General features: G+C 29.8%; 1 protein-coding gene. It reads right to left on the reverse strand.

What is annotated here, in order from left to right; translation table 11 throughout:
• On the reverse strand, positions 1–572 hold a 572-nt coding region (locus tag GBZ86_RS16640; protein ID WP_234885198.1), incomplete at its 3' end, for a beta-N-acetylhexosaminidase family protein.
• Positions 573–597: the final 25 nt, after the last annotated feature.

Genomic DNA, 597 nt, shown 5'->3' on the forward strand with positions numbered 1-597 from the left:
GTAATAATTTCTATATCTTTTCCTAAAATGTCTTTATAATCTTCTTTAAATATTTCAGCTGTTTTGCTTAACTCAGCTTCATAATTTCCATCTAAAACAATTCTACTACTGTCTGCAATTTGGAAATCACCATCTTTTCCAACCCATTCTCTTAAAGAAGGAATAACCTCTGGCTTTGTATTTGCACCTATATTTTTTGAATATTTACCTGGTACAGTTACTTCTATACCCTTTGTTTCTAAAGAAGTTTCCCCTTGCTTAACTCTAAAATCAACTGTTACTTTAGTATCTACTAAAGGCTCATTAATAGTTAAATCTGAATCTATAATTTCCTGATAGTCACAGCCTATAAATTCAATTTCCATATCTGATGAAACCTTAGGCATTTGTAACTTAGCATCTCCTTTATTTATGGTTGGCACCACTAAATTTAAAGTGGATAACACTTTTTCTTCTGATTGAATAGCTATATCATTGCCTGTTGCTAGTGCTGATATAGTATTTAAACTAATTGATGAAATAACAGTAGCCACAGTTAATAATGAAAGAATTTTTAATTTTGCCTTTTTCATATTAATCTCCCCCATTTATACAATT

Origin of the sequence: Clostridium tarantellae, from assembly GCF_009295725.1 — a bacterium.
In the GTDB taxonomy this organism is placed as follows: Bacteria; Bacillota; Clostridia; order Clostridiales; family Clostridiaceae; genus Sarcina; species Sarcina tarantellae.